General features: G+C 44.9%; 7 protein-coding genes. 5 read left to right on the forward strand and 2 right to left on the reverse strand.

The window, feature by feature from the left end; translation table 11 throughout:
* The first annotated feature begins 389 nt into the window (after positions 1 to 389).
* The 5 genes from L0659_RS00900 (at position 390) to L0659_RS00920 (ending at position 12,355) form a co-directional block, all read left to right on the forward strand.
* Positions 390 to 3,470, forward strand: coding sequence for a TonB-dependent receptor (locus L0659_RS00900; protein ID WP_235123636.1), 3,081 nt, complete (start codon positions 390 to 392; stop codon positions 3,468 to 3,470).
* Positions 3,471 to 3,488: 18 nt separating this feature from the next.
* Complete coding sequence (locus L0659_RS00905; RefSeq protein ID WP_235123637.1) at positions 3,489 to 4,979, forward strand: RagB/SusD family nutrient uptake outer membrane protein; 1,491 nt, start codon at positions 3,489 to 3,491, stop codon at positions 4,977 to 4,979.
* 86 nt (positions 4,980 to 5,065) lie between these two features.
* Positions 5,066 to 5,644, forward strand: a complete 579-nt coding sequence (locus L0659_RS00910; RefSeq protein WP_235123638.1) for a hypothetical protein — start codon at positions 5,066 to 5,068, stop codon at positions 5,642 to 5,644.
* Positions 5,645 to 9,001, forward strand: coding sequence for a VCBS repeat-containing protein (locus L0659_RS00915; protein WP_235123639.1), 3,357 nt, complete (start codon positions 5,645 to 5,647; stop codon positions 8,999 to 9,001).
* A gap of 3 nt (positions 9,002 to 9,004) precedes the next feature.
* Positions 9,005 to 12,355 (forward strand): VCBS repeat-containing protein, encoded by a 3,351-nt coding sequence (locus L0659_RS00920; RefSeq protein ID WP_235123640.1) that lies wholly within the window; start codon positions 9,005 to 9,007, stop codon positions 12,353 to 12,355.
* Here the strand turns inward: L0659_RS00920 and L0659_RS00925 are convergent.
* Positions 12,345 to 14,735 (reverse strand): TonB-dependent receptor, encoded by a 2,391-nt coding sequence (locus L0659_RS00925; RefSeq protein ID WP_235123641.1) that lies wholly within the window; start codon positions 14,733 to 14,735, stop codon positions 12,345 to 12,347. The two genes, L0659_RS00920 and L0659_RS00925, sit on opposite strands and share 11 nt — an antisense overlap.
* An 11-nt stretch (positions 14,736 to 14,746) precedes the next feature.
* The gene (locus tag L0659_RS00930) at positions 14,747 to 15,958 is read right to left on the reverse strand and encodes a DUF4249 domain-containing protein (RefSeq protein WP_235123642.1); all 1,212 of its coding nucleotides are present in this window, start codon (positions 15,956 to 15,958) and stop codon (positions 14,747 to 14,749) included.
* Between the last annotated feature and the right edge of the window lie 2 nt (positions 15,959 to 15,960).

Genomic DNA, 15,960 nt, shown 5'->3' on the forward strand with positions numbered 1-15,960 from the left:
ACGAACAACCAACAAGGATTTCCAGCAAAAATTTCACAGATGTATTTCGAAGCCATCGCTGGAAAATTAAAGCCGGATTAAAATAAGTCACCGAATGTTGCGGCTTTTGTACTTCTCAAATATGGCGTTTGTATTATAATTGGATAATGTAACTTTTTGGCTTTAAAGTTGATTTATTTAAGCAAATTTCAAGAAATCGATATTGTATTATCCGACCTTTTTATATTATTTTGTATGACCGTCATTGAATAACTTTAACTTTTTCGCAGTAAAATTCATAAAAAAGGCCAAAATAAGTGAGCTAAGCCATTTTTGATTGAAAGTTTATGCGAATGTTAAGATGATACAAGAGGCGGTGACCAGATTTAACTATTTTACTTAACAGACCTATGATGAATTTATCCTTTCAAGTGTTTCGTCGACACGGATTAAGCAGTACCAAACACTTTGCGACGAAAGAAAGATTACCGGGACACGGCACAGGGCTTTTCGCCTTCCTGATGATCTTGATCGGTTTAAGCACAAATGTTTTTGCACAGGACGTGAATGTATCCGGTAAGGTTACAGACGCAAGGACCGGTGGTGTACCAGGAGTTACAGTTACATTAAAAGGAAGTACGAGGGGAACAAATACGGATGTGGACGGAAACTATCAGCTTAGTGTTCCGGGAAATGCAACATTGACTTTCAGCGCCATTGGCTACGAAACTCAGGATGTTCCGGTTGGTAACAAATCAACATTGAACGTGACACTTGCTGAGGACGTAAAGGCTTTGGAAGAAGTTGTTGTAGTAGGTTACGGAACGGTTAAGAAAAAAGATGCAACCGGCGCGGTTTCCGCTTTGGGCTCGAAAGATTTCCAGAAAGGGATCGTAACTTCTCCTGAGCAATTGATGCAGGGTCGCGTTGCGGGTGTGCAGATTACCCAGTCAAGTGGTGAGCCTGGCGGTGGTATTAACGTGCGTATCCGGGGAACGTCTTCAGTATTGGGTGGTAACAACCCGCTTTTCGTTATTGACGGTGTGCCTTTGAGCGGTGATAATACTTCATCAGGTGGTGATAACCAGGGTGTTGGACGTCAGCCAGCGAAAAACCCGCTTAACTTCCTTAACCCGGACGATATCGCGAGCATGGACATTCTTAAAGATGCGTCTGCAACAGCGATCTACGGTTCACGCGGTGCAAATGGTGTTGTTTTAATCACTACAAAAAGAGGAAGAGGAAAAGGATCCCTGGATTATGGGTATTCTCTGGGTGTAAGCAATATCACAAAGAAATATGATCTTCTTAATGCAGCGGAATACAAAGCAGCAGGCGGACAGGATCAGGGTTCAGATACTGACTGGCAGGACCTGCTTTTCAGAACTGCACTAACACATCAGCACAACTTGTCTTATGGTGGCGGTGACGCTTCGGGTAACTATCGTTTCTCACTGGGTTACATGAACCAGGACGGTATCGTGCAGACTTCCAATGTTAAACGTTACAGCGTTGGTTTCAGCGGTCAGAAAAAATTCATCGGTGATAAATTGACAGTAGGAAGCAACCTGAACTTTGCAAACACGCAAGATACAGGTGTTCCAATTTCTGAAAACATTGGTTTTGAAGGTGATTTGATGGGTAGCATTCTGAAAGCTAACCCTACACGTCCAGCGTACAGAGGCGATACATTGAACCAGTCTACAACTACGGAGCCTAACCCGCTTGCATTTGTTAACCTTTCAAAAGATAATAACAACACGCTTCGCGCGCTAGGTAACATCAATGCTGAACTGGAAATTTTCAGCGGTTTGAAATTCAAAACGGTTCTTGGTTTTGACAAATCAATGTCCACAAGAAAACAGGCTTATTCACGAGATCTGGTTGTTGCAGGTATTGGTGGTATTAACGAATCAGACAAAATTGGCCGCGTGTATATTCGCGATGTGGAAAGTAACAACCAGTTGATGGAAAACTACTTTACTTATGACAAGGAAATCGGAAACGTTACATTGAATGCGCTTCTGGGTTATTCTTATCAGAGCTTCGAAAATGGAAGCAAGAACGTGGCTGCTGCCAACTTCCGTACCAATGACCTGGATCTGATGATCAACAACCTGGGTATTGCAGGAACTGTTGGTGTTAAAGATGCAACATCGCTTTCAAGTGTTGGTTCTGTTATCCAGAATTCAAGCTATGTAAAGGATGAGCTTCAATCTTACTTCGGTCGTGTAAACCTTGGTTTCGGAAGCAAATACTTGTTCACTGGTACATTGCGTGTTGATGGTTCTTCTAAATTCGGTGGTAACAATAAATATGGTTACTTCCCGTCAGGAGCGTTCAAATGGAAATTGGTTGAAGAGGATTTCGTTCCTAAAACTGTCTTCACAGATCTTTCTCTTAGAATTGGATATGGTGTTACAGGTAACCAGGCAATCCCTCACAATGTATACGACAGACGTGACAGATACAGCGATTACGCGATCAACCAGGGTGCTGATGGCATTACAGGTGGTGGTTTGAACGCAGTAGCTTTCAACAACCCGGATCTTAAATGGGAATCAACTGCTGCATTCAACCTTGGACTTGACTTCTCGATCTTGAAAGGAAGATTGAGCGGAACACTTGATCTTTATAACAAGAGTACAAAAGACCTTCTTTTCAAAGTAGTCGCGGCTCAGCCTGCACCGAACCCATTTGTATTCCGCAATCTTGACACAGACATTCAAAACCGTGGTATTGAACTGGCTTTGACTGGTGTGATCGTGGATGGCAAGAAATTCAGCTGGGAAATGGTCGTGAACGGATCTTATAACAAAAACCTTGTTAAAAACCTTATCGGAACATATGATACAGGTGAGATCAACGGTCAGGGTCTTTCGGGTGCATTTGCACAGCGTTTGGCAGAAGGCCAGCCTTTGTTCGCTTACTTCCTTCGCGAGTTCGGCGGATTTGACGACAACGGAAACTCACTTTATCCAAATGGTGACTTCCAGCAATTCCTGGGTGGAAAAAGCCCGCTTCCAAAAGTTAACGCCGGTTTAACCAATAACTTAACTTTCGGAGCGTTTGATATGAGTCTGTTCTTCAACGGTGTTTTCGGACATTACATTTACTCAAATACTGCTAACGCATTCTTTACACAAGGTTCGTTTGCCAACGGACGTAACGTAACGAAAGATGTTATCGGCAATAAAGAAGGTGCTCTGAATGCTCCTGATGTTTCGACACGCTTTCTGGAAAAAGGTAACTTTATTCGTTTGCAAAACCTTTCTCTTGGATATCGTGTTCCGATGAAAGCGAACAAAGTCCTGAGCAATGCAAGACTTTTCGTTACTGGTCAGAATTTGTTGACATTCACCAAATACAGCGGACAAGATCCTGAGGTGAGCACAAACAAATCATTGAACGATATACCCTCCTTCGGAATTGACTATACCGCTTATCCGAGAGCAAGAACGTGGACAGTTGGTGTTAATGTTTCATTCTAATTCAAAATTCATTATACAATGAAAACCAGTCAGATATATAAAATAATGGTTACCGGGGTTTGCATGGCGACGCTGTCGGCCTGTACTGACCTTGTTAACGACGAAAAAGATTCAGTAGTGAACGAAGTTGCCGAAGGTGGATTTGCCCCGGTAATTGTGGTTGAAGCCCTTTCGTCTGCATACAAAGATCTTTCTACTTACTCAGATCAGGCGGGTATTTACGCGCTTGGTCAGCACACAACAGCAGAAATGATCCCGCCGACACGTGGTGTTGACTGGGGTGATAATGGTGTGTGGCGTACATTGGACCAGCATACGTGGGATGCTTCACACTCTTACATCCTGAGCGCATGGAATAACCTGAACCAGAGAGCTTATAAAGCTACTGAGATCATCGCTTCCAATCCTACGGCAGTTCAGAAGGCAGAGGCACAATTCCTGAGAGCATATAATATGCACTGGGTTATGGATTACTGGGGTTCAGTTCCGGTCAGGGAAGTTTCACAAGGTGTTAATGATCTTCCAAAAGTGTTAACGCGCTCGGAAGCATTTGATTACATCATTAAGGATCTGGAAGAAGCACTTCCTAACCTGCCTAAGAAAGGGCCATCTGTAAACAACGGGACCGCTTCGAAAGCAGCTGCCAACTTCCTTTTGGCTAAAATGTATCTTAATAAGGCAGTTTACAAAAGCACTACACCAGAAGGGCCTTACACATTTGATAAGGCGGATATGGACAAAGTGATTGCTTACGTAGATGCAATTACAGCGGACGGATACGCATTAGAAGCGGATTACTTCGCTGCATTCTCCGCATCTGCTAAAACCGAGCCGATTTTCAACGTTCAGGAAGGAACTGCTCAGAACCGCTGGATGATGACATTGCACTATGGCCAGAACCCATCGGGATGGAATGGTTTCGCTACACTTGCTGATTTCTATGACACTTTTGAAGCAAAAGATACGCGTATCGGAAAGCCTGCGAAAAAAGATGGAACTGAGTTTTCAGGTATCAGCTATGGTTTCCTGATAGGTCAGCAGTATGACGAAAAAGGTAAGGCGATCATTGACACCCGTACGCAAAAGCCATTGCAGTTCACGAAAGATGTTCCTTTGGCTGGTGCAGCTACGGATAAAGGTATCCGTGTAATTAAATATCACCCTGCAAACTCAGGTAAATATCTTTTAATGCGTTATGCAGATGCTTACCTGATGAAAGTGGAAGCTATGATGAGAGGCGGAAATGCAGCAGGCGCTTTGACACAGGTCAACGCACTGAGAACATTGCGCGGAGCAACAGCATTGGCATCCCTGACGGAGGCTAATCTGTTTGACGAGATCGGTCGCGAATTGTATTGGGAAGGTGGTAAAAGAACTACTGAGGTTCGTTTCGGTAAGTTTACAACCGGCACAGGAACATCGGTTAAAGAAGCTTATACAGTGCTTTATCCAATCCCGTCTGCCGCCTTGGTTTCCAATGCAAACCTTGAACAGAATCCTGGATATTAAGTTTTAAATCATATTTTTTGACAAAAATGCTCGATCATTTCGGGCATTTTTGTTTTATTATTGGCGTACAAATTGACCATAATGTAATGACCCGTTGCTTACTTCTATTTTTAGCGTTCTTTGTTTTTAGTTGTAGTTCAAAAGATTCATCTGAAAAAGCCGCAGACCAGCTTTTTCAGACATTGAAGGAGAATGAAGCGAAAATTTTAATGTTGATTGATGGGAAAGAATTTTATCCAAAAGAAAGCGTTTTTTCAGGGCAGGTGCTGTTGTCCGACAATATGATGAATGTCACATTAACGGATCAGTTTGAGGGAAAAACGATCATCAATCTGGGAGGGGAAAAGTGGTACGCTGCCAAACCCATTACCAAAACAATCACCGCAAACGGTCCTGTTGAAACAAGCATTAAAATGGGAAAGATCGTTGACAAGATTAATATGATCGGCGAAGGTTACATGATGGCCGAGGGTGAGATTACCGCAACAGCGTTTGCAAAGGACAAAATCGTTTTTAAGATCAAAGGGAAAGTCGGGAAATACAGCGACTTCCAGCAGCCCGACAAATATATACCCGCAGAAGGCTTCATCGTTTATAAAAAGCCAGCGATCAGTTTAGGCAACATTACTGAAAAAGAAGTTTTCAGCTCCTCGATATCGAATTAAATGATCACAAAATATAGAGGCGCCGTGCACGCGGCAGTCGTTTTTACTTTCCTGTTCTTGATTTCTTCCTGCAAGGATTCCAGCAAACCGGACGGCTTATTTGAGGAAATGGACGCGTCGGCAACGGGCATCGATTTCGTCAATAAAGTAGAGGATAAAGAGGATATCAACATCTTCAATTACCGGAATTTCTACAATGGCGGCGGCGTTGCGATCGGGGACATTAACAATGATGGCTTGCCCGACATTTACTTCACCGCCAACATGGGCGATAATAAGCTCTATCTGAACAAAGGCAACTTCAAATTCGAAGACATTACCGACAAAGCCGGCGTTGCGGAACCAACAAAATGGAGCACGGGCGTGGTGATGGTCGACATTAATGGTGACAATTTGCTGGACATTTACGTCTGCAATGCAGGTTACCAGAAGTTTGTCAACAAGCAAGGAAACTCGCTATACATTAATAACGGCGACCAGACGTTCACAGAATCGGCCGCAAAATATGGCCTGAACGAAACCGGTTACACCACACACGCAGCATTTTTGGACTATGACCTGGACGGCGATCTCGACGCCTACATTCTTAACAACAGCTTCATTCCCGTAAACACGCTCAACTACGCCAACGACCGAAACATGCGCGCGAAAGACTGGCCTGTAAAGGACTTTCTGAAAGGTGGTGGTGATAAATTACTGCGGAACGACAACGGAAAATTCGTAGACGTGAGCCAGGAAACAGGCATTTACGGGAGTTTAATTGGCTTTGGTCTGGGCGTGACAGTGGGCGACATTAACGGCGATCAATATCCCGACATTTACATCTGCAACGACTTTTACGAAAAGGATTATTTGTATATCAATCAAAAAGACGGCACATTCTCGGAAGAGCTTGAAAAGCGCGTAAAACACACCAGTTTGGCCTCCATGGGCGCAGATATGGCGGACATTAACAACGACGGCTATCCAGAACTTTTCGTCACAGACATGCTTCCGCGCGACGAATACCGTTACAAAACGACCACTTCTTTTGAAAACCATTATCTCTTCAATCTTAAAAAAGAGAAAGGATTTCACAACCAATACATGCAGAACAGCCTGCAATTTAACAACCAGGATGGTACATTCAGCGAAATAGCGAATTACTCGGGCGTTGCGGCGAGCGATTGGAGCTGGGGCGCGTTAATGTTTGATGCTGATAATGATTCCAAAACGGACATTTACGTTTGCAACGGCATTTATCATGACATTCTGGATCAAGACTTTATCGATTTTTTTGCCAATGAAGTGACGCAGAAAATGGTGATGTCGGGCGAAAAGGAAAATATGCAGAACATTATTGATAAGATGCCTTCAAACCCTGTTCCTAACAACTTTTTCCACAACGAAGGAAATTTGCAGTTTAAGGAGCGCGCGGATGAGTTTGGGTTGGGTGAAAAGTCGTTTTCAAATGGCGCGGCTTACGCGGATCTGGACAATGACGGCGATCTGGACCTTGTTGTTAACAATGTGAACCAGAGGTGTTTTGTATACAAAAACAAAAGCGAGGCGAAGCCTGAAAAAAACCATTATATCAAGCTCAAACTGGCTGGCGAAGGCAAAAACACTTATGCAATTGGTTCCAAGATCGAGGTTTTTGCGGGTAAGCAGGTTTTTAGCAAGCAAGTAAACCCGGCGCGTGGATTTCAGTCCAGCACGGAATATCCGATCACGATTGGCTTGGGGAAAATCGCTTCCATTGATTCCATTCGCATTATTTGGCCAAACAGAAAAGTGACCAGCCATCCGAAAGTTGCTGCTGACACGATGCTGAACTTCAAGATCAATAACTTGGGAGCGGACTTTGCCAATCCAGTCCAATCAAAGACAATGTTGCTTACGCAAGTTGCCAGTGATGGTTTTGATGCGCATCAGGAAGATAAATACGAAGATTTTTATCACGAACGCAATATACCGATGCTGCTGTCGCAGGAAGGTCCGAAGGCCGCAATCGGCGATGTGAATGGCGACGGGCAGGCGGACGTTTATGTTTGCGGCGCGAAAGGGCAGGGCGGGCAATTGTATCTGCAAATAGGCGCTTCTTTCGTGAAATCAACGCAAAAAGTTTTCACAGATCTGGCTGGTTTTGAAGACACAGCGGCCACGTTTTTCGATGCAGACGGTGACGGTGATCTCGATCTGGTTGTGGGCAGCGGTGGAAATGAAACATTGGTTACCAGCCCGGATTTGCCTACGAGGCTTTATTTGAATGATGGGAAAGGCAATTTTGCCATCAATACGCGCGCATTACCGCCCAATTCCATGAACACCGCCGTGATCGTGGCGCATGATTATGACAATGATGGCGACATGGATCTTTTCGTGGGCAGCCGCAGTGTGCCGCGTGAATATGGATCAAGTCCGAGAAGTTATCTCTATCAGAATAACGGAAAGGGTGTTTTTAAAGAAGTAGGGAAGAACATTGCACCGGAACTAGCCAAATTGGGCATGGTGCGCGATGCTTCCTGGGCGGATGTGGATGGCGATAAAATTAAAGAACTGATCGTTGCGGGCGACTGGATGGCGCCGGTGATTTTGAAATATAATGGGGGAAAGTTTGTGCAAATGTCCTCTGGCCTCGAAGCTTATGCAGGCTTTTGGGGATGCCTGAAAGTGGCTGATATGGACGGAGATGGTGATCAGGACATTGTTTTTGGCAACATTGGCGAAAATTTTTCACTGAAAGCATCGGCTAATGCACCTTTGAAAATCTGGATTAATGATTTTAATAAAAATGGGACCATTGAAAAAGTGGTGACCAAAACGGTCGACGAGCGCGATATGCCGATTTTGTTGAAACGAGAGTTGACCACGCAGTTTCCGTTCTTGAAGAAGGAGAGTTTGAAACACTCCGAATATGCCAACAAATCGGTGCAGGATCTTTTTCCCAAAGATTTGATGAAGTCGGCCGTTGAGAAATCGGTTAATTACCTGAAATCTGCGGTGGCCGTGAATGATGGGAAAGGTCGGTTTACATTAAAAGAATTGCCGCATATGGCGCAGATATCCTGTCTGAATGCCATAGAGAGTGCCGATGTAAATGCAGATGGCAAGCCGGATTTAATCGTTGGCGGCAATTACACGCATTTTATTCCACAACTCGGCGCACTCGATGCTTGCCGCGGCAATGTGCTGATTAACAAGGGGAATATGCAGTTTGATCTGCTGCTGAGCACGCAAAGTGGCTATGCCGTTGATGGCGAAGTGAAGCAGATCAGTCCGATCAACATTCAGGGTGCGCCTTACCTGATCAATTTGGTAAGCAATGCCAAGCCCGTTCTTTTTAAGATTAATAAGCCGCAACCGGCCAATTTGTAATTCATGCTTTTTCAAAAAATACTTACCAACATTCTGCTTTTCACTTTATTCCTGGCCGGTTTTTCCTGCTCCAAGGAAAAGGATATTGCCGAGTATGATTTTGACCTCCTAACCTCCGAAAAAACCGGAATTGACTTTGCCAACACGCTGAAACCAACCAAGAATTTCAACATTTTCTATTATATGTATTTCTATAATGGAGGGGGCGTAGGCGCGGGTGATCTGAACAATGATGGTCTGATCGATTTGTGTTTTTCAGCTAACCAGGAGCCCAACCGCATTTACCTGAACAAGTCGGGCATGAAGTTCGAGGATGTGACGGAAAAGGCGAATTTTCAAGGGAATAAAGGTTGGTCTAATGGTGTGTCGATCGTGGACATTAACCAGGATGGCATGCTGGATATTTACATTAGTCAGGTTGGAAATTTTGAGTCCATGAAGGGGCATAACCTGCTTTTTGTATGCCAGGAAATTAAAAATGGTGTGCCGGTTTATGCTGAGAAATCAAGGGAATATGGGCTGGATTTGGTTGTTTTTGGGACGCAGGCTGTATTTTTTGATTATGATCTGGACGGCGATCTCGATATGTTTCAGCTGAACCATTCCGTCCATCAGAACGGGACATTTGGCCGCAGGGCGCTTTTTGAGAATGTATATCATCCGCTTGCTGGCGATAAATTGTTCAGGAATGATAATGGGAAATACATTGAAGTGTCCAAAACGACCGGCATTCACAGTTCCGCGTTGGGTTATGGCCTTGGTTTAGGCGTTGGCGACATTAATTTCGACGGCTATCCAGACATGTACATTGGCAACGACTTCCATGAAAATGATTATTTGTATATCAACCAAAAGAACGGCGCGTTCCTGGATATGACCGATTCGTCGCTCATGCACACGAGCCAGTTTTCGATGGGCGTGGATATCGGGGATTTGAACAATGATATTTTTCCTGAAATCGTCTCGCTGGATATGCTTCCTTCCAATTATGAGATCCTCAAAAAGTCGGAAGGGGAGGATATGTACAGCATTTTCAAATACAAGATCCGGCAGGGTTATAATTACCAGTTTGCACGGAATAACCTGCAATATAACAATGGAAATGGCACATTAAGTGAAATTGGCATGTATTCCGGCGTGCATTCCACGGACTGGTCCTGGGCAGCGCTTTTTTCCGATTTCAACAATGATGGCTTAAAGGATCTGTTCATTTCCAATGGCATTCCAAAGCGGATGAATGATACGGATTACATCAAATTCGTGTCGGATGATGTGGTTCAGGAGAAGATCAGGAACAAGAATTTTAACGAGAATGATCCTGGATTGGCGGATAAGCTGCCTGAAATCAAGCTTAATAACAAGTTTTTTGCCAACAAAGGTGATCTGGCATTCAAGGATATGGATGGACTAATCCGGAATGATCAGGTTTCCTATTCCAATGGCTCTGTTTACGCAGATCTGGACAATGATGGTGACCTGGACATTGTGACGAATAACATCAATGAGAAGGCATTCATCTACGAAAACCTGAATGATAAAAAGGTGGATAGAGGTGATTTCTCGCGTGTTTATCTAAAAGGAAAAGCGGGTAATGTGAATGCGATCGGCACCAAATGTCTGGTTTTCAAGAAAGATAAAGTGCTGAGTTTTGAGAAATTCCCGGTTCGTGGTTTCCAGTCGAGCATGGAAGTGCCAATGAACATTGGATTGGGCAAAAAAGCAGATGTGGATTCCATGTTTGTGATCTGGCCGGATAACCGTTTTCAGGTTTTGAAACAAGGCGATTTAAGGGATTCATTGTTATTGGTTTACAAAAATAACCTGCCCGTTTTTGACTATCAGAAATTCAAAACAAGCCGGGAATCGAAGGATTACACATATGAAGACATTGCCGCACAACTGGGTGTGAATATAAAGCATGAGGAAAATAACTTCGTAGAATTTGACCGCAACTCGCTCATTCCGTTTGAAGTAACCGCCGACGGGCCAGCCCTGGCCATTGCCGACATTAACCATGATGGATTGGACGACATTTTCGTTGGTTCGTCGAAAAGGCATCGCAATCATTTGTTCCTGCAAACTAATGCGGGCATTTTCAAAGAATCGATGCAGCCTGCGTTGCTGAAAGACAGCACTTATGAGGAGATTAGCGCAGAATGGGTGGACGTGAACCGGGATGGACATTTGGACCTGGTTATTGCAACAGGCGGCAATGAATACTCCAACAACTCTGAGTTTCAAATGCCGCGCATTTATCTCAATGATGGCAAGGGAAATCTGAGTGCGAAAGCGGATGCATTTACCAACATTTACGTGACCGCTTCCTGCGTTGTGCCGTTCGATTTCACGGGCGACGGCATTGTGGATCTGTTCATTGGCGGTCGCGCCGTGCCGCTTAATTATGGTGAAATTCCCAAATCCTATTTGCTGAAAAACGATGGTTCGGGCAAGTTTACGGATGTGACGAGCCAGTATGCCAGGGAGTTATCTTCGATTGGTTATGTGAAAAATGCGAAACTGGCCGATCTGGACAAAGACGGCGATCAGGATCTTTTGCTGGCATTGGAATGGGACGGGATTGTGATGATGCAGAATAATGGAAAGAGCTTTTCCAAGAAAATGCTGACCGACAAAAAAGGCTGGTGGAATTTCGTCATGCCTTACGATTTTGATGGGGACGGCGATCTGGACATTCTGGCTGGAAACCTGGGTTTGAACAGCAGAATGAAGGCCAACGCGGAACAGCCTGTGAAAATGTATATCAATGATTACGACGGCAACGGCCGAAAAGAACCCTTGCTAACTTATTATCTGAATGGTAAAGAAGCCCTTTTCCCGACCAAACTTGAAATGGAAAAGCAGATGCCGGTCATACGCAAGAAATACATTTTTGCAACCGATTTTGCAAAAGCCGGCCTGGGCGATCTGGTAGGAGAGGACAAGCTGAAAGAAGCGCAGGTTTTATCCGCCGATTACTTCCAGAATGCAGTTTTGGTGAATGATGGAAAAGGGAATTTTGAGGTTAAACCATTGGGATACAAAGCACAATGGACCCCATTTTACGATGCACAGATCATTGACGCCAATGGTGATAAGCTGCCCGATGTGCTGATTATGGGCAATTTTTATAACTGCAACATTCAAATGGGCCGCTATGACAGCGATTTTGGAACTGTCCTCATCAACCGCGGCAACTGCAATTTTACGCCTGAATCATTGAAAGGTTTACAGGTCAAAGGGCAGGTTAAACACTTAAAAAACATCAAATTGAAAAGTGGCAATGCGATCGTGGCTGCTCGAAATGATGATAAGCTGGTTGTGATCCGCAGAAAAAGCGATCCGGTCAAAAAGTAAAATTATAGGCAACGGTTGCAATCGGCGTTGCGAAAATATTCAGCTGATAACTTTTGGTAACAGCATTCTCCGTCTTGAAAAACACGGAATAGGCGTTTTTACGCGCGTACAGATTGTAAATCGAGAATGTCCAATGTCCCTGCCACCTGCGGTTTTTCATACTCGGATTGTAAATGTTCCAGGCAAAATCGAGGCGGTGATAATCGGGAATGCGCTTGTTGTTTCGCTTGTCGTAAAACGGGTAGACGTTGTTTTGATAATTGATAAAACCAATCGGCTCGGAATAGGGCCTTCCGGTGCTGTATGCAAAGGTGAAGCCAAAAGAATTGTGGCTGTCGACCGTAATGTCGAGTGAAGCGTTGAATGTGTGTGGTTTGTCGTAATTGGCTGGATACCAATCTCCCCGGTTCACTTTTTCAATCAATGCGGCGTCTTCATCCACAATGTTCAGGGATCTTGCATAAGTATAATTTGCCCAGCCTTTTAGCTTCCCTTTTTTCTTGGAAAGCATCATTTCCAGCCCGTAGGACTTGTTTTTGCCCTGGACCATTTGTGTTTCGGGATATTGCTGCAACAGAAAGTCCGCGCCGGGCTTGTAATCAATGATGTTTTTGGCATTGCGGTAATAACCTTCCAGCGTAATCTCATAAATGTTGTCATCAAACGACTGGTAAAATCCAGCGGTAAACAGATGGCTGATCTGCGGCTTAATGTGCGTATCGCTTGTTTTCCAGCGCGAAGTCGGGATCGGCGTGGCCGTGTTGGAAACCACCTGAATGTATTGCCGCATGAGATTATAGCCGAATTTCAGGGAAATGCGGTCGTTCAGGGCATAACGCAGTCCTACGCGTGGTTCCGGCCCGCCATATGCTTTGGAAACTTTTCCCTTGTTGTAAACCGTCGAGTCCACAACCGAAAAATCGTCTCTCGGCTGTCCTGGCAGATAATTTCTGACCACAGCCTTGCCCGTCGCCATGAAGAATGAATAACGTAATCCGAGTGAAACAGCCAGTTTTTTGGAAAAATTAATCTCATCATCCGCATACCAAGCCACTTCGTTGGCGTGCTCGGTGGGTGTGCCGATGTAATTGACGCTCTGGCTCAATCCCGGCTGCAAAGTCCCCGGGGCGATCACATATTGGGTGCCGATAAATCCGGTTTCAAACTTGTGGTTAGACAGCTGATAGTTAATGTTGGACTTGATCTGACGCTGTTCCACAGCGGATTCCAGTTTTACCACATTGCCCGTTTCCTTTTCTTTTGTACCAATGTCCGGCGCGTATTTGGCATAAATAGCTGTCGTTTGAATGCTAACCTCCGGACTGATCACGTGCAGCCAGCGCAGCATGCCATTGGTTGTAATGTGCCTGTAATAAGTGTCGGTTCCGACAACATTGGGCAGGTTGGTGAGCAAGTCTGTTTTGAAATAATCATTGCTATAATAGCCCATAAAAGTGAGCGTATTCTTGTTATTGATCTTCCAGAAAGACTTCGCAGAAAGCTCCCCAAACTTGGCGCTGATACTATTAAGCTGTTTATCAAGTTTTGGTAATATAAAATCATTGAATGCACCGCGGCCGGCTACATAAATGCCCAATTTTCCTTTAATAATCGGCACATCAACCATTAACCGGTTCGAAACAAGGCTTATTCCACCTTCCAGCCGCAACTTTTCCAGATTAGGGTTTTTGGTAGAAATATCCAGAACAGAGGCAACACGTCCGCCAAAACGCGCCGGCACATTGCCCTTGTAAAGATCCAGGCTATTTACTGTGTTGGGCGGAATGACAGAAAACAGTCCAAACATGTGTGTAGGATTGAAAATGGGCGTGTCGTCCAGTAAAATCAATGTTTGATCCGTTGTTCCACCTCTGATATTAACACCATTGGAAGCCTCGCCGACGCTGGAAACACCCGGCAGCATTTGCAGGCTGCGCAATATATCCAGCTCGCCAAAGGCCGATGGCAGCTTTTCGAGCGTCTTAATGTTGATTTGTAATGAGCCAAGAATGGGCGCCCGAATGGTCTGGTCAAATCCTTTGCTGGTAATGATCACTTCTTCCAGCTGACTCGATGTTGTGGTCAGTAACACATCGAAATGCGCTTTTTGGGTGCCGCTTTTGATAAAAACCTTGAATGCCTCGTAACCCACGTGCCGGATCACCAGCACATGGTCGCCATTGGGCAGGTTAATGGTGAAATTGCCCTTCGCATCCATCTCCGCCGCCGACCAGCTTTTACGGTAATCGATCACAATGCTTGCACCCGGCAAAGGCGCAAGCGTGGCCGAATCACGCACGGTGCCCGTGATTGTGAGACCCTGCGCGAACGTGGGAGTAATGTTAACCAATAAGAACAGCAGCGCGTATAATGGCTTCATTCACAGATCATTTATTGCGTCCATTTCCAGTCTTTTGGCAAAAACGGCGTGCGCGACCGGCTTTTTTTACAAATCGCCAGCGGGATGTAAGGCCGCCCGGCTGAGCGCTCTTCCAGGATCGGGTCGCGATTGTGGATCGTTTTGAAAAGCTGGTTCAAAACGGCCGCATTCTTGATGTTTTTCCGCCAAAGCATAGTCCTGTATTCCGCAACGGACGAAGCCGTGAAGAACCCGATGATCAGTTCGTTTTTGTCTTTCTGGTTGGTGACATTTCCCTGGATCGGCGCAGGCGGCGTGTCGGCGAGCGTTCCTGAGTTACTGGCCTGATCCTGAATGAGTTTTAAAAAGCGGTAAGCATTGGGTGTGAGCGAGTTTTGCTGCAAGCTTACCAGGCATGGATTGGATTGCAAAAGCGGGATTTGCGCCACGAGTTTGTCCTTTTGTCCTTGTCCGTTGGTATAAATGTCTGAGAAAATGGTGATGTCTTTGCTGTAAAAAATGTCCCAGCAAAGGTCCTCGCAAGTGTAATCGTAAATGTCGTTGTATTTCAATGTCAGGTCCGTAAAGCAGTCGCCATCTACGCCATTCTCAGCATCAAAAAGATAGTATTTTCCCTGGTTGCAGGTTGTGCACGTTTTCTGCAATTCCCAGAGCGTCCATTGCCAGCGGTAAAAGTTCTTTTCGCCCGCCGGATCATCAAAATCTAGATAAATGTCGTTGCTGGGCGTGAATTCGCCATAATATTCAGAAAGCTTCGGGATTCCTTTTGGATTGAAAACATCGTAAGCACGCTTCACCGGGGAAACCGGCGGCATGATTTCGGCAGAGGATTTGTAATATTTTCCATTCTCCGTCAAAAATTCCAGCTCATAAGCGTCGCCTACTTTTCCTTTAAAATTCGCAGGCAACTGATAAATGCCCGGTTCAGTTTCGGCAAGGTTCAGGACCTGCGAACCGTTTATAATCACCTTTGCCTTCGCTTTTTCGAGCGGCAATGTGGAAAGGCCCTTGGTCCAGATCGTCTGTGTAAATTCAGAACTTTCGTTGGTTGCCTCCGGGTTGGTTTTGGACAATGAAATATACTGCGGCACATCCAGATCCGTAATTACGCCGTCCACCACAATGTACTCTTTTGCACTCTCGAAATTAACGCTATAAGGCTCCACACAGGCTGTAATGCCGGTTATCAGGAAAGTCAGCAGTAATGAAAGCCTGTAATTCATGA

The organism is Dyadobacter sp. CY347, from assembly GCF_021502655.1.
Lineage (GTDB): Bacteria > Bacteroidota > Bacteroidia > Cytophagales > Spirosomataceae > Dyadobacter.